This is a genomic window from Streptomyces sp. NPDC090108, from assembly GCF_044747185.1.
In the GTDB taxonomy this organism is placed as follows: Bacteria; Actinomycetota; Actinomycetes; order Streptomycetales; family Streptomycetaceae; genus Streptomyces.
Genome location: NZ_JBIVDQ010000009.1, coordinates 184,292 through 196,934 on the forward strand (window position 1 = coordinate 184,292; position 12,643 = coordinate 196,934).

Annotated in this window: 13 protein-coding genes; 8 read left to right on the forward strand and 5 right to left on the reverse strand. The window is 70.5% G+C overall.

Annotated features, from left to right (window positions below; genetic code table 11):
* Positions 1-4 precede the first annotated feature (4 nt).
* The 5 genes from ACIPRD_RS29015 to ACIPRD_RS29035 all read left to right on the forward strand — a co-directional run bounded on the left by ACIPRD_RS29015 (position 5) and on the right by ACIPRD_RS29035 (position 4,353).
* The gene (locus ACIPRD_RS29015) at positions 5-499 is read left to right on the forward strand and encodes a low molecular weight protein-tyrosine-phosphatase (protein WP_401567297.1); all 495 of its coding nucleotides are present in this window, start codon (positions 5-7) and stop codon (positions 497-499) included.
* Positions 492-1,643, forward strand: a complete 1,152-nt coding sequence (locus tag ACIPRD_RS29020) for a cystathionine gamma-lyase (RefSeq protein WP_401567299.1) — start codon at positions 492-494, stop codon at positions 1,641-1,643. The genes ACIPRD_RS29015 and ACIPRD_RS29020 overlap by 8 nt, the downstream gene beginning before the upstream one ends.
* Positions 1,644-1,852: 209 nt before the next feature.
* A complete protein-coding gene (locus ACIPRD_RS29025) occupies positions 1,853-2,758 on the forward strand; it encodes a LysR family transcriptional regulator (protein WP_356402146.1) in 906 nt (301 codons plus the stop codon).
* 88 nt (positions 2,759-2,846) lie between these two features.
* Positions 2,847-3,329 carry an NUDIX hydrolase gene (locus tag ACIPRD_RS29030; protein ID WP_356402144.1) on the forward strand — a complete coding sequence of 161 codons (483 nt, stop codon included), beginning with the start codon at positions 2,847-2,849 and terminating at the stop codon, positions 3,327-3,329.
* A 157-nt stretch (positions 3,330-3,486) separates the two neighbouring features.
* A complete protein-coding gene (locus ACIPRD_RS29035; protein WP_401567304.1) occupies positions 3,487-4,353 on the forward strand; it encodes a GNAT family N-acetyltransferase in 867 nt (288 codons plus the stop codon).
* Positions 4,354-4,427: 74 nt separating this feature from the next.
* Here ACIPRD_RS29035 and ACIPRD_RS29040 read toward each other — a convergent pair whose 3' ends face one another.
* Positions 4,428-4,850 (reverse strand): heme-binding protein, encoded by a 423-nt coding sequence (locus ACIPRD_RS29040; protein WP_356402140.1) that lies wholly within the window; start codon positions 4,848-4,850, stop codon positions 4,428-4,430.
* Between the two features lie 127 nt (positions 4,851-4,977).
* On the reverse strand, positions 4,978-6,186 hold the full coding sequence (locus tag ACIPRD_RS29045; protein ID WP_401567306.1) for an MFS transporter: 1,209 nt from the start codon (positions 6,184-6,186) through the stop codon (positions 4,978-4,980).
* Positions 6,187-6,328: 142 nt separating this feature from the next.
* On the opposite strand from ACIPRD_RS29045, the gene ACIPRD_RS29050 reads away from it, so the two are divergent.
* A complete protein-coding gene (locus tag ACIPRD_RS29050; protein ID WP_356402136.1) occupies positions 6,329-6,787 on the forward strand; it encodes a MarR family transcriptional regulator in 459 nt (152 codons plus the stop codon).
* A 10-nt stretch (positions 6,788-6,797) separates the two neighbouring features.
* Positions 6,798-7,250: a GNAT family N-acetyltransferase gene (locus ACIPRD_RS29055; RefSeq protein ID WP_356402134.1), complete on the forward strand. Its 453-nt coding sequence runs from the start codon at positions 6,798-6,800 to the stop codon at positions 7,248-7,250.
* 118 nt (positions 7,251-7,368) lie between these two features.
* On the opposite strand, the gene ACIPRD_RS29060 is transcribed toward ACIPRD_RS29055, so the two are convergent.
* Both ACIPRD_RS29060 and ACIPRD_RS29065 read right to left on the reverse strand, forming a co-directional pair.
* The gene (locus ACIPRD_RS29060) at positions 7,369-8,760 is read right to left on the reverse strand and encodes a serine hydrolase domain-containing protein (protein ID WP_401567309.1); all 1,392 of its coding nucleotides are present in this window, start codon (positions 8,758-8,760) and stop codon (positions 7,369-7,371) included.
* A gap of 269 nt (positions 8,761-9,029) precedes the next feature.
* Positions 9,030-9,968 (reverse strand): zinc-binding alcohol dehydrogenase family protein, encoded by a 939-nt coding sequence (locus tag ACIPRD_RS29065; protein WP_401567312.1) that lies wholly within the window; start codon positions 9,966-9,968, stop codon positions 9,030-9,032.
* An 82-nt stretch (positions 9,969-10,050) separates the two neighbouring features.
* On the opposite strand from ACIPRD_RS29065, the gene ACIPRD_RS29070 reads away from it, so the two are divergent.
* The gene (locus ACIPRD_RS29070) at positions 10,051-10,524 is read left to right on the forward strand and encodes a MarR family winged helix-turn-helix transcriptional regulator (protein WP_401567315.1); all 474 of its coding nucleotides are present in this window, start codon (positions 10,051-10,053) and stop codon (positions 10,522-10,524) included.
* Between the two features lie 99 nt (positions 10,525-10,623).
* On the opposite strand, the gene ACIPRD_RS29075 is transcribed toward ACIPRD_RS29070, so the two are convergent.
* A complete protein-coding gene (locus ACIPRD_RS29075; protein ID WP_401567513.1) occupies positions 10,624-12,618 on the reverse strand; it encodes a LysR family transcriptional regulator in 1,995 nt (664 codons plus the stop codon).
* Between the last annotated feature and the right edge of the window lie 25 nt (positions 12,619-12,643).

Sequence of the window (12,643 nt, forward strand, 5' to 3'; positions counted from 1 at the left end):
CGTCATGACCTACCGCGTCTGTTTCGTATGCACCGGGAACATCTGCCGTTCTCCGATGGCCGAGTCCGTCTTCCGCGCGCGGGTGGCCGAGGCCGGGCTCGACGGCCTGGTCGAGGTCGACAGCGCGGGCACCGGTGGGTGGCACGAGGGCGACGATGCCGATCCGCGCACGGTCTCGGTGCTCGACGAGCACGGCTACGGCACCGAGCACACCGCGCGGCAGTTCCGGCCGTCCTGGTTCGCCCACCTCGATCTCGTGATCGCTCTCGACACCGGACACCTCAAGGCACTGCGCCGTCTCGCGCCCACCGAGGAGGACGCGCGCAAGGTGCGCCTGCTGCGTTCCTACGATCCGGCGGCCGGCGCCGACCCCGATGTCCCGGATCCCTATTACGGGGGCCGGGACGGCTTCGAGGAGTGCCTGGAGATGGTGGAGGCGGCGAGCACCGGACTGCTCGCCGCCGTCGAGGAGCGACTGGAGGGACACACACATGAGTGAGGCCATCGAAGGCTCCGGCCGCACCGGCGACGGCACGCGCGCGGTACGGGCGGGGCTGCCCGAGCCGGTCAAGCACGAGCCGACCCTTCCCGGGCCGGTGTTCGCCGCGCACTTCCACCTTCCGGGCGAGGTGACGGGACCGTACGCCTACGGCCGCGACGACAACCCGACCTGGACGCTGCTGGAGCGCGCGATCGGCGAGCTGGAGGCGCCCGGCGAGGACGGCGTGGAGACGCTGGTGTTCGCCTCCGGCATGGCCGCGATCTCCGCGGTGCTGTTCTCCCAGCTGCGCGCCGGCGACGCGGTGGTGCTGCCCGCGGACGGCTATCAGGTGCTGCCGCTGGTACGCGCCCAGCTTGAGGCGTACGGCATCGAGGTGCGCACCGCGCCCACCGCCGGCGACGCCCAGCTGGGGCTGCTCGACGGCGCCCGGCTGCTGTGGATCGAGTCCCCGTCGAACCCGGGACTCGATGTGTGCGACATCAGGCGCCTGGTCGAGGCCGCTCACGCGCGCGGCGTCCTGGTGGCGGTCGACAACACCCTCGCCACGCCGCTCGGACAGCGTCCGCTGGAGCTCGGCGCCGACTTCTCCGTGGCCAGCGGCACCAAGCAGCTGACCGGTCATGGGGACGTACTGCTGGGCTATGTCGCCGGACGCGACGGCGAGGCGATGGCGGCCGTACGCCGCTGGCGCAAGATCGTCGGGGCGATCGCCGGTCCCATGGAGGCGTGGCTCGCCCACCGCTCCATCGCCACGCTGCAGCTGCGGGTCGACCGGCAGAACGCCACCGCGCTCAAGGTCGCCGAGGCGCTCCGCGGACGGCCCGAGGTCACCGGCCTGCGCTACCCGGGGCTGCCCGAGGACCCCTCGCACAAGATCGCCTCGCAGCAGATGCGCCGCTTCGGGTGCGTGGTGTCCTTCACCCTGGCCTCGCGCGCGCGTGCCGAACGCTTCCTCGAGGCCCTGCGCCTGGTCGAGGACGCGACGAGCTTCGGCGGTGTGCGCTCGACGGCGGAGCGGCGCGGGCGCTGGGGCGGCGACGCCGTCCCGGAGGGCTTCATCCGCATGTCGGTCGGTGCCGAGGACGCCGAGGACCTGGTGGCGGACGTGCTGCGCGCGCTGGACGCGTCGTCCGCGGGGTGAGAAGAGCGCCGCGGCCGTGCTGAAGGGCGGTCCGAGCCTCCCCCCTCGTGGCTCGGACCGCCGGCGGCTCCGCGCGCGAAGAACCGTGCGAACAAGGCTAGTTGACTCTGCGTCAGTGTCCAATCACGGTAACGACAGAGACCTATCGACTTATTTATAGTTGGGGCCTGCCCGGGGCGGAGGAGGGCGGAGAGAGGGGAGGGAGTCCCGTGGACCTGGCCTTGCTGCGTACCTTCGTCACCGTGCACCGGGCCGGCTCCTTCACCCGCGCCGCCGCCCTGCTCGGCCTCTCCCAGCCGGCCGTCACCTCCCAGATACGCACACTGGAGCGCCAGCTGGGGCGCCCCCTGTTCCTGCGGCAGGCCCGCGGCGTGACGCCGACGACCATCGGCGACGAACTCGCCCACAAGGCCGCACCCCACCTCGACGCCCTGGTGGAGATCGCCGAGAGCGGCCTGGACGACGAACTGCCGGCCCGCACCCTGCATCTCGCCGGCCCACCCGAGTTCACCGCCGAACGCGCCCTTCCCGCCCTCACGGAGCTCACCGGTGACGACGGCAGGGGATTCGCGCTGAGGGCCTCCTTCGGGACCGCGGAGGAGACCCTGGAGGGGCTGGCCGCGGGACACCACGATCTGGCGATCAGCACGGCCAGGCCGCGAGGCGCGCTGCTGACCGCCGGCCCCCTGTGCGACGAGGAGCATGTCCTGGTCGCCGCCCCACGCTGGACCGAGCAGATCGACCCCGGGACGCTGCGCCTCAAGGGAGCGCCCGTGCTGGAGCACCTGCCCGTCGTCGAGGTCCACGAGTCGCTGCCCTTCGTCTCGCGCTACTGGGCCTCCGTCTTCGACTCGCTCCCGACCGCCTCGGGCACCGTCATCGTCCCCGACCTGCGCGCGGTGCTGGCCTGCGCGAGCGCGGGCGCGGGCCTGGCGGTGCTGCCCCGCTATCTGTGCGCCTCCGCGCTCGACCGCGGCGAGGTCGTGATGCTGCACGACCCGGCGGTGCCTCCCCTGCGGACCTACTTCCTGGTGGTCCGGACCGGCACACTCGCCATGCCGCATATCGCGCGGGCGTACGAGTGGCTCCAGCGCGCGGCCATCGGCTGGTGCTGAGCACTTTCTCCCCCGGTGCCACACGCCACGTCCGGCCGGTGTCGTCCCACGATGTTTCACGTGGAACCAGCCGGGCCACATTTCTCCCATGACCGTCCGACCCGTGGTCAAGCGCACCGCACGAGCCGTTCTCCTGGACGGTGACGACCTGATCCTGATCAAGCGCACCAAACCCGGCGTAGATCCCTACTGGGTCACCCCCGGCGGGGGAGTCGAAGCCGCGGACCCGACCGTCGTCGACGCCCTGCACCGGGAGGTGTACGAGGAACTCGGCGCCAAGATCAGCGATGTGGTGCCCTGCTTCGTGGACACGGTGGAGCACATCGGCGAGGACGGCGGCGCCACCGGCGTGAAGGTGCAGCACTTCTTCGTCTGCCGGCTGGAGTCCATGGACCCGTCACTGCGTCACGGCCCCGAGATCGAAGAACCGGCAGGTGAGTACGAGATCGTCCGCATCCCGTTCACCCGGGTCGGCATCGCCTCGGTCCACCTCGTGCCGCTGTCGCTGCGGCACTACCTGGACGGCAACATCGAGGGCGTCCGCGCCATGCACGCCCCCGACCTCGGATGACCGAACGGCGGTCCGGGGCAGACGAGCCTGGCCGGGTTTCACGTGAAACGCCACGCCTGTCCACCGCCCGCGCGGACGGCACCGCATGGCCAAAAGCACGTCCGTCCCCGTCGAAACGGGTGGACGCCAGGGGCGCCGGTCGGACAGCCTGACCTGCGTGCCGACTCCTTCCCTCGCCGTTCTACCCATCCGTCGTCTGACGCTCCGCGATCTCACCGCGTGCGCCGACCTGTCCGAGGACCGGGGGTGGCCCCGTGAGGAACACAAGTGGAGGTTCCTTCTCACCGCGGGCCACGGCTACGGCATCGACGACCCCGACGGCGGCTTGGTCGCGGCGTGTGTCGTCACGAAGTACGGCGCTCATGAGCGGCCCGATCTCGGCGCGGTGGGAATGGTCCTGGTGGCGGCGCGCCATGCCCGCCGCGGAGTGGGACGCCGCCTGATGCGGCACGTCGTCACGGCGATGGGCCCCACGCCCCTGACGCTGCACGCCACGCCCTATGGCCGGCCGCTCTACGAGGAGCTCGGGTTCAAGGTCACGGGCCGGGCGGAGATGCTCCTGGGCCACTTCGTACCGGGCGGCCCCGAGCCCAGGGCGTCGACCCGCGCGGCGACCGCGGAGGACCTCCCCGCGATCATCCGTCTCGACGAGGAGGTGTTCGGCGCCGACCGCACCCCTCTCATCACCCGCCTGCCGGCCTTCGCCGACCAGCTGCGGGTCGCCGAGAAAGGCGGCAGCATCACCGGCTACGCCGCCGCCTGGCCCAATATGGAGACCCATGTCGTCGGCCCGCTGATCGCGCGCGACACGGAGACGGCCAAGGCGCTCGTCTCCTCGCTCGCGGCCCGTACCGAACGTCCTCTGCGCACCGACATCGACGTACGGCACGAGGAACTGCGTACCTGGGCGAAGGCGCGAGGCCTGGCGTCCGTGGCGGAGAACTCCGTCATGACCTACGGCATCCCGGACCTCCCCGGGGACTGGCGGCGCCGGTTCGCCCCGCTGACGGTGGCCGCGGGCTGACCCGCTCCGCCCTACGCGGAACGCCGGCCCCCGCTCCTTGGCGGGGGCCGGCGTTCCGTACGGAAGGGTGGCGATCAGACGAGCGCCTGCACCGCCGCGGTGGCGAAGCCGTGGTCCTGGTCGGGGGCACCGCCGCCGACGCCGATGGCGCCGATCAGCCGGCCGTCACGGTGGACGGGGAGACCGCCGGCGATGAACAGCAGAGGCCGGTCGAGGGCCGTGGGCAGCGTGTGGAAGAGACCGCCGGGCTGCACGAAGTCGACCAGGTCGGCGGTGGCCGCGTTCAGCTGGAGCGCCGTGTAGGCCTTGCGGGTGCTGGTCTCACCGGAGATCAGCACGGCACGGTCGTCCCGGCGGAAGGCGAGCAGGTGGCCGCCGGCGTCCAGGACGGTGACGCTGACGGTGACACCGGCCTCCTCGGCCGCGCGGCGGGCCGTGGCGACGAGAAGCTCGGCGTCCTCGGTGGTGAGCGGGAGGACGGGGGTGGTGGTGCTCATGGAAGTTCTCCTTGGGGTGTTACCGAGGTGAGGTGGTGCCGTACGGACCGGCGGCCGGAGTGCTCCCCCAGCCGACCGCGCGGTGGCCGGCGGGCGTGAGGTGCGCGCCCGCCGTGCCCGGACGGAGTCAGTGGTGGACGGGCGCGGACCGCTCGACGGTCGCCCCGGGGGCGGCCACGGTGCCGGCGGAGCCGTCGCGGCGCTCCAGGACGGCCGAGAGGAAGGCGAGGACCAGGGCGGCCGCGGCGAGGATGGCGCCGACCCAGTTCGGGGCGGTGTACCCGAAGCCGGCCGCGATGACCATTCCGCCGAGCCAGGCGGAGAGCGCGTTGCCCAGGTTGAAGGCGCCGATGTTCACGGCCGAGGCGAGGGTCGGAGCGCCGTGGGCCTGGTCGAGGACGCGCTTCTGCAGGGGCGGTACGGTCGCGAAGCCCAGGGCGCCGATCAGCGCGATGGTCACGGCTGCCGCGATCTTGTTGTGCGCGGTCAGCGTGAAGAGGGCGAGCACGAGGGCCAGGGCGCCCAGGGAGACGTACAGCATCGGCATCAGGGCGCGGTCGGCGAACTTGCCGCCGACCAGGTTGCCGACGACCATGCCGATGCCGAACAGGACCAGGAGCCAGGTGACCGAGCCGTCGGCGAAGCCGGCGACGTGGGTCATCATCGGGGCGATGTAGGTGATGGCCGCGAAGACACCGCCGAAGCCGAGGACGGTCATCGCCATGGCGAGCAGGACCTGGGCGTTCTTGAAGGCGGCCATCTCGTGCCGCAGGTGCACTCCCTCGGGCCGCGGCATCTCGGGCACCAGCTTGGCGATACCGGCGAGGCCGACGAGGCCCAGGGCGGCGACGATGCCGAAGGTGACGCGCCAGCCGACGTGCTGCCCGACGAGCGTGCCCAGCGGGACACCGACGACGTTGGCGACGGTCAGACCGGTGAACATCATCGAGATGGCTCCGGCCTTCTTGTCGGGGGCCACCAGTTCGGCCGCCACGACCGAGCCGATGCCGAAGAAGGCGCCGTGCGCCAGTGAGGCGACCACTCGGCCGATCATCATGACCGAGAAGCTGGGGGCTACGGCGGAGAGCAGGTTTCCGGCGATGAACAGCCCCATCAGCACCATCAGCATCCGCTTGCGCGAGATCTTGGTGCCGAGCACGGTCATCAGCGGAGCGCCGATCACCACGCCGAGGGCGTATCCCGTCACGAGCAGGCCGGCGGTGGGGATGGAGACCCCGAAGTCACCCGCGACCTCGGGCAGCAAGCCCATGATCACGAACTCGGTCGTTCCGATTCCGAAGGCCCCGATCGCGAGGGCCAGAAGCGCGAGAGGCATGGAGGGGACACCTTCCCAGAAGATTGCATGAGCGCTTTGCGTGCGTTCACAATAGTTGCAGACGCGGGTTAAATGCAAGGGCGGGATATTGCGCCCGTGCTCTACCCTGGTTCCATCCGCTCCGTGACGGAGGAAAACGCCCATGACCGCGACCGACCCCGCACTCACCGCCCTCGCCCAGGGCTGGTGCGCCCTCTCCCTGCTGCACGGGAGGATCGAGACGCACATCGAGCGCGCCCTGCAGTCCCAGCACGACCTCAGCGTCCGCGAGTACTCGCTCCTGGACGTGCTCAGCCGGCAGCACGACGGCGAGGGGGGCCACCTTCAGATGAAGCAGGTCGCCGACGCCGTCGTCCTCAGCCAGAGCGCCACCACGCGCCTGGTCACCCGGCTGGAGGACCGCGGCCTGCTGGAGCGCTACCTGTGCCCCACCGACCGCCGCGGCATCTACACGAACGTCACGGAAGCGGGCCTGGGCCTGCTGGAGGCGGCACGGCCCACCAACGACGCGGCACTGCGCGAGGCCCTCGAAGAGGCGGCCGGAAAGACCGAACTGGCCCCGCTGGTACGAGCCGTGAAGTCGCTCCGCCTGCCCGCGTAGGGTGCGGATCATGCGAGAACCAGAGATCCGGCGCGCCACCGAGGACGACATACCGGCGATCGTCGCCATGCTCGCCGACGATCCCCTGGGCGCCCTGCGTGAGTCGCCCGACGACCTGACGCCCTACCTGGCGGCGTTCGAGCAGCTGGACGCCGATCCGAACCAGCAGCTCGTCGTGGCCGTCCGCGAGGGCCGTGTGATCGGAACGCTCCAGCTCACCCTCATCCCCGGGCTTTCCCGCAGAGGAGCGAGCCGCGCGCTCGTAGAGGCCGTACGCGTCCATGCCGACGAGCGGGGCAGCGGGCTGGGCGGCCGGCTCGTCCAGTGGGCGATCGACACCTCACGGCGACTCGGCTGCCACATGGTGCAGCTCACCTCCGACAAGTCACGCACCGACGCCCACCGCTTCTACGAGCGCCTCGGCTTCACCGCGTCGCACGAGGGCTTCAAGCTGAGCCTGTAAGCACCGGCGCTCGGCATACACACCACCAAGTGCACGGAGAAAGCGGCCTGTTTCACGTGAAACAGGCCGCTTTTCCCTTTACGCAGCGCTTCGTTCACCGCTCGCTCTCCCTCAGGCACTACGCCTGGCCGGCACCTCGCCACCCTTGCGGGTCCACCCCGCCGGGCACAGGAGCCTCCGGGTCGTACGGCAGGCGGGTGAACACGAACGACCCCAGGTCGAGATGACTGGTGGAGCCGTCAGGGCGCCGCACAGGCCGCAGCACTTCTCCGGCGTAGTAGCCCTCCAGCCCGGTCCAGGTGCCGTCCCCGTTCGAGCGGAAACGGGCGCGCCGGCCGCCTCCGGCCAGCGGTCCCAGCGAGAGGGAACCGTCGGCCGACAGCCGCAGGGCGAAGGGCTGAGTGCCCCAGTACCACTGGCCGACCAGTTCCAGGACGGTCGGATCGACCTCGTCCAGGGGGCGCCACGGCTCGGGGATCCGCGGCTCGGCCTCGGCGACGATCCGCACGAGATCGGCGCCCACCGCCCCGAGCAGCGGGCCGCTGGTGCAGTTGGCGAGCACCACCGCCGCCACGTCGTCCTCCACGCTGAGGGTGAGGTTCGCGAGGAAGCCGGGCAGCGAGCCGGAGTGCCCGGCGAGCAGCCTGCCGTCGCGCTGCTGGATCTGCATACCGAGTCCGTACGTCGCACCGGTCTCCAGGTCCGCGATCTCCGCGGGGGCAGCCGGGGTGCGCATCTCCCGTACCGACTCGGCGCTCAGCACACGGTCGTCACCCGCGGCCAGGAAAGCGGCGAACCGCGCGAGGTCGGCTGTCGTGGACCACAGCTGACCGGCCGGCGCCATCCTGCCGAGGTCCTCCAGCGGTTCGGGCAGCAGGGCATCGGCCCAGGGGTGCACGGCCCAGCCGCCCGCGTGCGGCGCGCGCGGCTGGGTGCTGGTGCCGGTGAGGCCGAGGGGTCCGAGCACCTCGGCACGCAGCACCTCCTCCCAGGGGGCACCGCGCAGTTCCTCCACCAGGGCGCCGAGCAGTGTGTAGCCGGGATTGGAGTAGTGGTGGCGGCGGCCGACGGGGTGCAGCAGCGGCTGCTCGCCCAGCACATCGCTCAGCTCGGGGCGCAATGAGCCCGGGGTCCGCTCCCACCAGGGCGCCGGCGACTCGGCGGCCAGTCCGGCGGTGTGGGAAAGCAGTTCGGCGATCGTGGCCTCACCGGCGCCGGTGCCCGGCAGATGCTTCTCCAGCGGATCGCCGAGGTCGAGCAGCCCCTCGTCGCGCAGCCGCAGCACCAGCACGGCGGTGAAGGTCTTCGTGATCGACCCGATCCGGTACTGCACGTTCTCGTCCGGGCCGTGGCCGTCCACCGAGGTCCGCGCCCCGTGCCACACGGCCCGGCCGCCGCGCACCACCGCGGCCACCAGCGAGGGCGCTCTGCCCTCGGCCTGCGCCACGGCGATCCGGTGCAGCAGCGCGCGGCGCGTTCCGGGGAGCAGTTCTTCCTGAGGTGTCGTCATGCGCCCAGTCCACCGTCCGGGGCGCCGGACGTCGAATCCGTTTCCCCGCAGAACGCGAGGAGGACCGCTCCGAGGCGGAGGTGGCCCTCTCGGCGGACGATCCTGTAGGATCTCGCCGTCCGTGGCATAGCTCGACGCTGTGACCTGCGTCTTCTCTGGTTGCCTCACGGCTTGGCCGATGAGTTCTGTCTCACCGTCGTGTCATTTCCTCTGCGGGCGCCTCCCGGCTGCAGAGGCCATGCGTTTCCCGATGCGGCTCAGCGTCACCGTCAGGGCAGCAGGACGACCTTGCCGAGGTTGGCACGGGCTTCGATGATCTCGTGCGCTCGTGCCGCGTCAGCCAGCGGGATTTGGGCGTGGACGACCGGCTGCAGCTGTCCGGACAGCGTCAGCTTCCACAGTTCCTCGCCATGCTGGTCATAGAGCTCGCGGTGAGTGTTGGCGAACCTCGCCATGGTGAGCCCCGTGATGGTTTTCGATCCTGCCAGGAGGTCGAAGGCGGGAACAGTGCCGCCGCCCGAGTTGAAGAAGACGAGTCGCCCGCCGGGTGCAAGGGCGGAGACGGCGCGTGGGAGCAGATCTCCGCCGACTCCGTCCAAGACGACGTCGACTGGCTCCCCCCAGCTTTCGCTGTCGTAGGTCACGATCTCGTCGGCACCGAGACCGCGGAGGAACTCCGCCTTGGTGTGCGAACTCACGGCCGCGACGACCCGTTCAATGCCCTGAAGCTTGGCCAGTTGGACGGCAAGATGCCCCACTCCGCTCGCGGCGCCCGTGATCAGGACCGACTCGCTCCCCAGGGGGCGGGCCGTGGCGAGGGCAGCGAAGGCGACGTGTCCACTGCGCACCAGTGCGACGGCCTGGATGGCGCTCGCTCCGTCCGGTATGCGGCTCGCCATGAAGCCGGGGACGATTGCCAGTTCGGAATACGAGCCACCGCTGAAAGTGAGCGACGTGACGCGGTCGCCGACCTGGAAATCTGTCACCTCCGGGCCGAGTGCGATCACTGTGCCGGCAACCTCGCCTCCGAGGACTCCCGGTAGCGGCGTCCTGCCGTCTACTCCGCGAACCTTGCGCACGGAGGGAAGGGTCACGCCGATGGCTTCCGTGCGAACCAGTAGTTCTCCCGGGCCGGGCTCGGGGGCCTCCGCGTCTTCGATGCGGAGCACTTCCGGACCGCCGTACTCATAGAAACGAACCCGCCTCATGCACACCTCCAGGTCATTGGTGGACCCAACGATAGCGAAAGATCGTAGGGGCCACCAATGATTTTCTGGTTAGTCTGGCCCTATGTCCGAGACCACCAGCGCTCCCGCCCGTATCCGCTCCCTCCCCAGCTGGCTCCTGGGTCGTGCAGCAGCTCGGGGGCACCGGCTCGTCGCCGAGGCCCTCGCTCAGGTAGGCATGCGGATGATGCACCATGCCGTGCTGTCAGCCGTCGCCGAACTGGAACCCGTATCGCAGGCCGAGCTGGGCCGCAGCCTGAGCATCGATCCCAAGGACATGGTCGCGATCCTCAACGACCTCCAGAACGACGGCCTCGTGACCCGCGCGCCGGACGCCAAGGACCGTCGCAAGAACGCCATCGCCCTTTCACCGAGCGGGGAACGTCGCCTGCTTCAGACGGAGAAACTGGGCCGTGAAGCGAACGATGAGCTGACCGCCGGCTTGACGCCTGCCGAGCGAACCCAGCTCATGGGTCTCCTCGCGCGCATAGTCCAGCAGGATGAGCCCTGCGCCGAAACCGGCCCCGGGGGCGAATAGCACTCGTCACGCATGCCGGGGGACAGCGAGGCAGCCGTCCCACCCTGAGGGCGGGAAGCCTCGGCATCATGCCCAAATTCTCGGCCAGCGCCTCCATGGTCACGTTCCGGAGCCGGACTTTCGCACCGCTGCGGCAACTCTCCTGCCGAACCGGGTAGGTCTCATCCTGCGGCCGCGTTCGGCGCGCTCGATCAGGGGCTGGCCCAGGTCTTTCTCCAGGCGGTTGATCTGGGTCACCAGCGTCGACTGGTGAATGCCAAGGGCTCGGGCAGCTTCGGTAACGGTGGGGTAGGGCAGGGCGGCGACGAAGCGTTCAAGTCGCTGCCGGGCATTTGGGCTGGTCAGGGCGTCACGCAGGATAGCGGGGGCATCTGCGGCCTGCTCGGGGGTGCGGAGGGCGGTGTGGTGGCTGGCACCGCCGCGTGACCGGAGGGGGATGTTGTGGGTGTGGGCCCAGCGGGCCATGTTCGCGGTGCTCATGCCGGTTTCGCGGGCGAGGTCCGGCAGCGTTCGCCGGCGGTGGACGTACTGCTCGATGAGCCAGGCCCGTTCGATGGCGCCGTGGCGCTTGTAGCCCTGTGGGCCCTCGCGGAGCGGGATTCCGTACTCCTTGGCGAGATCGGTCAGCAGTCTGCGGGAGACGCCTGCGAGGGTGGCGATCTGCTGGAGGGACCGGTGTTCTTCGAGGTAGAGATGGGTGAGGCGCTCTGCCGGGATGGTTTGCCGGGCTTGCTGCCGGATGCGGCCGGTGGCTCTGGCGGCGTTCTTCGTCAGCGGGAGCGCGGGGGCTGGGTCTTCGTCGAGGACATGTCGGATGGCCTCGACGGTCGTTCCCAGGACCTGGGCGGCGTGCTGAACGGGGTGCCGGCGTTCTCGGACGAGTTGGTGCAGGCGGGATAGGTCGATGTGCGCCGGGTCGGGTCCGGGAAGGGAGAGTCCCGCCAGCAAGGTGGCGGGAGGCTGCCAGGTCACGGGCTCGTCGTGGATGTGGTGCGAGGCGAGGAATTCGAGGGCTTCTTGCTGGAGGGCGTGTGCGAGTTCTGGGGTCTGAAGCGCAGTGAAGCGCCAGGACGTCGCCCGGAACTCCGCGCTGTCGAGCCCGGCGAGGTCGTCAGGAGCCGATTCGGCAGGCAAGCCGCTGAGGCGTCGGAATAGCTGGCTGCGGGCGATGCGTTCGCGCCGTCCGGTCCCCGGCGGCGTTCCGGTGCGGCGGCAGATCTCCAGCCAACGGTCGTGGGGAAGCAGGCCGATGTAGTCCAGGAGTCGGCGTCGGCCGTAGTCGACGGGCGTGTCGTTGGCGTCGAGGTGGTCGGTGAGCCGGTCCAGGGCGGTGACGATGTCCGGCCATTGCGGAAGGTTGTCGAGTTCTTGGAGGAGGCGTGAGATCTCGATGCCGTCGGTGACGTCGCCGACCAGCCCGGCGGCCTGGTCCAAGGAAGTGCGGCTGTCGGGGATCAGCAGCAGGGCGGCGAGGACGGGGGCCAGGGCCCGTGCGTGGATTCCTGCGGGCGGTGTGAGCCGGACCGTCCAGGACGGCCAGAACATCGTGGGGATCTTCCTGGCTCGCTGCTCGATATCCCGGGTGGTCTTCGTCGGCCGGCAGGGAGTCTCGGTCGTGGTGCGGTAGCGGAGGTGCTCGCTGGGGCGGAGGGAAGGGGCGAGGGCAGCCAGGTGCACGGACTGCAGCACCGGACTGATGCCCCGGCCCCAGTCGTCGATGCTGGTCGCCGAGATCTGCGTAAGTTCCTCGCGTACTGCTTCCAGCAGCCCCCGCAGGGCCTCGCCGGCCGGATGGATTCCTGGCTGTTCCAGGATGCCCAGGGCCATGGTGACCGCAACAGCGGCATCCGCGGCTCGCGGCGGGGCCATGAACCCCGGGCGGTCTGCCGCCTGTTCAGCGTGTGGAGAAACCGGATCGGTGGCGAGGTGCGTTTCTGCGATGTCGGCCGGTATCTGTTCACGCAGGACAGCAGCGGGCAGGTCGGTCAGGACGCGGATGCCCAGGGCCCGGATATCGGCCAGCACTGCCGGTGCCGACTGGGGAACAGCCTGGTAGGGGCCGAAGGCGGCCGTCGGCCCGTCGATGATCTCCATCACCCGGTCCTGCGCCATGAGAACC

What these genes read in the sequence shown, in the direction of transcription:
- ACIPRD_RS29065 (WP_401567312.1), bottom strand. Translation starts at nt 9,968, where the DNA reads ATGAGGCGGGTTCGTTTCTATGAGTACGGCGGTCCGGAAGTGCTCCGC.
- ACIPRD_RS29055 (WP_356402134.1), top strand. Translation starts at nt 6,798, where the DNA reads ATGCGAGAACCAGAGATCCGGCGCGCCACCGAGGACGACATACCGGCG.
- ACIPRD_RS29075 (WP_401567513.1), bottom strand. Translation starts at nt 12,618, where the DNA reads ATGGAGATCATCGACGGGCCGACGGCCGCCTTCGGCCCCTACCAGGCT.
- ACIPRD_RS29070 (WP_401567315.1), top strand. Translation starts at nt 10,051, where the DNA reads ATGTCCGAGACCACCAGCGCTCCCGCCCGTATCCGCTCCCTCCCCAGC.
- ACIPRD_RS29050 (WP_356402136.1), top strand. Translation starts at nt 6,329, where the DNA reads ATGACCGCGACCGACCCCGCACTCACCGCCCTCGCCCAGGGCTGGTGC.
- ACIPRD_RS29045 (WP_401567306.1), bottom strand. Translation starts at nt 6,186, where the DNA reads ATGCCTCTCGCGCTTCTGGCCCTCGCGATCGGGGCCTTCGGAATCGGA.
- ACIPRD_RS29030 (WP_356402144.1), top strand. Translation starts at nt 2,847, where the DNA reads ATGACCGTCCGACCCGTGGTCAAGCGCACCGCACGAGCCGTTCTCCTG.
- ACIPRD_RS29040 (WP_356402140.1), bottom strand. Translation starts at nt 4,850, where the DNA reads ATGAGCACCACCACCCCCGTCCTCCCGCTCACCACCGAGGACGCCGAG.
- ACIPRD_RS29015 (WP_401567297.1), top strand. Translation starts at nt 5, where the DNA reads ATGACCTACCGCGTCTGTTTCGTATGCACCGGGAACATCTGCCGTTCT.
- ACIPRD_RS29020 (WP_401567299.1), top strand. Translation starts at nt 492, where the DNA reads ATGAGTGAGGCCATCGAAGGCTCCGGCCGCACCGGCGACGGCACGCGC.
- ACIPRD_RS29060 (WP_401567309.1), bottom strand. Translation starts at nt 8,760, where the DNA reads ATGACGACACCTCAGGAAGAACTGCTCCCCGGAACGCGCCGCGCGCTG.